This is a genomic window from Haladaptatus sp. W1 (assembly GCF_001723155.1).
GTDB classification, from domain to species: Archaea; Halobacteriota; Halobacteria; order Halobacteriales; family Haladaptataceae; genus Haladaptatus; species Haladaptatus paucihalophilus.
Window position 1 is genome coordinate 1 of the sequence record NZ_MEIH01000209.1, and the last position, 2,746, is coordinate 2,746.

Genomic DNA, 2,746 nt, shown 5'->3' on the forward strand with positions numbered 1-2,746 from the left:
AGAGATGTGTAGGCGTATGTCACAGTGGATCGGGCGGACGTTCACGAGCGATGCGGGATGGAACTTCCTGGAGACGATAGTCGATATCGGAAACCGAATGACCGGGAGCGACGGAGAACGGGAAGCCGCGGAAGCGACCCGGGACGCGCTTGCCGACGCTGGCGCGCGGAACGCTCGCCTGGCGGAGTTCGACGTGCAGGGCTGGACGCGGGGGTCCAGTTCCATCGAGGCTGGCGACACCACACAGGACTGTATCGCCCTGCCGCGCAGTCCCGACGGAAGCGCGGACGGCGAGTTGGTGGACCTCGGCTACGGACTCCCGGACGACTTCGAGAAGCACGACATCGAAGGAAAAGTCGTGATGGTCGCCTCGAACGTCCCGAGCCACTACGACCGGTTCATCCACCGACGAGAGAAGTACTACTACGCCGTCGAGGGCGGTGCCGCCGCCTTCGTCTTCCGCAACCACGTCGAGGGCTGTCTCCCGCCGACCGGCAGCGTCGGCACCGAAGCGGACCCCATCGGCGACATCCCCGCCGTCGGCGTCTCGAAGGAAGTCGGTGCTCGACTCTCTCGGCGCTGGGAAGGAGACGACGTGACGGTGAACGTCGATGCGGAGATAGACGACGCGACCAGCCAGAACGTTCACGCCGAGCTCGGCCCGGACACCGAGCGGGAAGTGCTCGTCACCAGCCACATCGACGCCCACGACATCGCCGAGGGCGCGATGGACAACGGTGCGGGAACGGCCATGGTCGTCGAGATGGCGAACGCGCTCGCGGAGCGCGAGGATGAACTCGACACGAAGGTTCACTTCGTCGCCTTCGGTGCCGAGGAAGTCGGTCTCGACGGGTCGTCGCACATGGCCAGCGTCACCGACTTCGACGGTATCAAAGCCATCCTGAACAACGACGGCGTGGCCCGAGGGCGGACGCTCACGTTCACCACGCACGGGTTCGACGAACTGGACGACGGGGCTCACGAAGTCGCGGACCAGTACGGACACCCCATCTCGACGATTCCCGAACAGGGACCGCACAGCGACCATTGGCCGTTCGTCCAGTGGGGCGTCCCGGGCTATCACGTCATGAGCGAGACGGGCGACGAGGGACGTGGATGGGGACACACCTTCGCCGACACGCTGGACAAACTCGAAGTCCGCGACCTCCGCGAACAGGCCATCCTCCTCACCGAGTTGGCGGTGTACCTCGCGAGCGACGAGTTCGAGGTCGAACACAAAGCCCCCGAGGAAATCGCCGACGCGCTCGAAGCCGAGGACCAAGCGGCGGGGATGAAGATAATCGGCGATTGGCCCTACGACGAGTAACCCGCGTCCGTTTCCGTCGCGCGATTTCACTCGGAGCGCGGTATCCTTTTCTGGTCGGGGTGAGACTGTTCTGATAATGACCGAACCACGCGACCACTATGGACGGAGGCCAGAATGCGTGTAGGCATCGTACCGAGTACCGACGGCGATGTCGTCGAGGAAATCGAGGGTGCGCTCGGTGACGAAGCCGAACCGACGACGAGCGAGAACGCCGGAACCGTCCTCGACGCGAACCCGACCGTCGTCGTTGCGGTCGGCGAGCAGGCAGTCACGAACCTCGTGCGCGCGGGCGTGTCGGTCCCGGTCCTGCCGGTCGATGCCGGACCGGGATTGGAGAGCGTCGCGCCGGACGACATCGAACCCGCCGTCGCGGACCTCCTCGCCGGGGAGTGGACGACGGTGGACAGACCGCTACTCTCGGCGACCGTCGATGGTGAACACGTCGCCGACGCGCTGTTCGATGCGACGCTGGTGACCAGCGAACCCGCCCGAATCTCGGAGTACAGCGTCCGCGTCGCGGACGAAGAGGTTTCCCAGTTCCGTGCCGATGCCGTGGTCGTCGCCACGCCGACCGGGAGTTTGGGCTACGCGCACGACGCCGGAGGACCGGTCGTCGAACGGGGTACCGGGGTCGTTTCCGTCGTTCCCGTCGCACCGTTCGCCATCCACGTCGATAACTGGGTGCTCGGCGGCCCGGTGACGTTGGCCGTCGAACGCGACGAGGACGCGGTGGAACTCCTCGCCGACGACCGGTCGGTCCGTCCCGTCGAACCGCACGAACCGGTCGAAGTTGCGTTCGACGGTTCGATGGAACTCGTCAGCGTCGTATCAAGTCGGCGGTTTTTCGACGAGTGACCGAGCGGCCCAATTGGAAAGAATATAATACGCTGTCGCACTGAGTTTCGAGCATGCAACCCCTATCATTACTCGGACCGGTCGACGCGCTCGAACCGTACGCCGGGTTCGTCGTGTTCGGTCTCGTGTTAGTCAACATGTTGACGCGTATTCTCGCGTCCCGTAACTACGAGAAACAGGCAAAAGACGACGACCGCGAAACGCTGAGTCGCTGGATTCCCCACGAGGTCAGCAACATCCTGCTGGTCCTCTCGGCGTTTTACTTCCTGACGCTCCACCACCACGGCGGTATCGTCCTCTCGACGCTCGTCCTCGGTCTCGTCATCACCGACTTCTTCGAAGTGGAGGCCCGCTCGGTCGAGCTTCGTCGTGGACTCCCGCTCGAAAAACCGAAAGCGGCCGTCTTGGCGTCCGTGCTCGTCCTCATGTACATCGGCTACGAGACGGTCTTCTTCATCATCAAGCCGATCTGGGACGCCGTTATCTGAAGCGGCTCCGTTCGGGTTTCCCTTTCTCGTTTCTCACATCCCGCTCCCGAGTGATGGGGTTTCGATTTTTCGCGGG

General features: G+C 63.9%; 3 protein-coding genes. All 3 read left to right on the plus strand.

Features of this window, described 5'->3' with window-relative positions; genetic code table 11:
• The first annotated feature begins 16 nt into the window (after positions 1–16).
• The 3 genes from BG842_RS10005 to BG842_RS10015 all read left to right on the plus strand — a co-directional run bounded on the left by BG842_RS10005 (position 17) and on the right by BG842_RS10015 (position 2,670).
• On the plus strand, positions 17–1,327 hold the full coding sequence (locus BG842_RS10005) for a M28 family peptidase (protein WP_069450632.1): 1,311 nt from the start codon (positions 17–19) through the stop codon (positions 1,325–1,327).
• Positions 1,328–1,441: 114 nt separating this feature from the next.
• Complete coding sequence (locus tag BG842_RS10010) at positions 1,442–2,182, plus strand: NAD(+)/NADH kinase (RefSeq protein ID WP_069450633.1); 741 nt, start codon at positions 1,442–1,444, stop codon at positions 2,180–2,182.
• A 53-nt stretch (positions 2,183–2,235) separates the two neighbouring features.
• Entirely contained in the window at positions 2,236–2,670 is a 435-nt protein-coding gene (locus BG842_RS10015; protein ID WP_007979135.1) for a hypothetical protein, read from the plus strand.
• Positions 2,671–2,746: the final 76 nt, after the last annotated feature.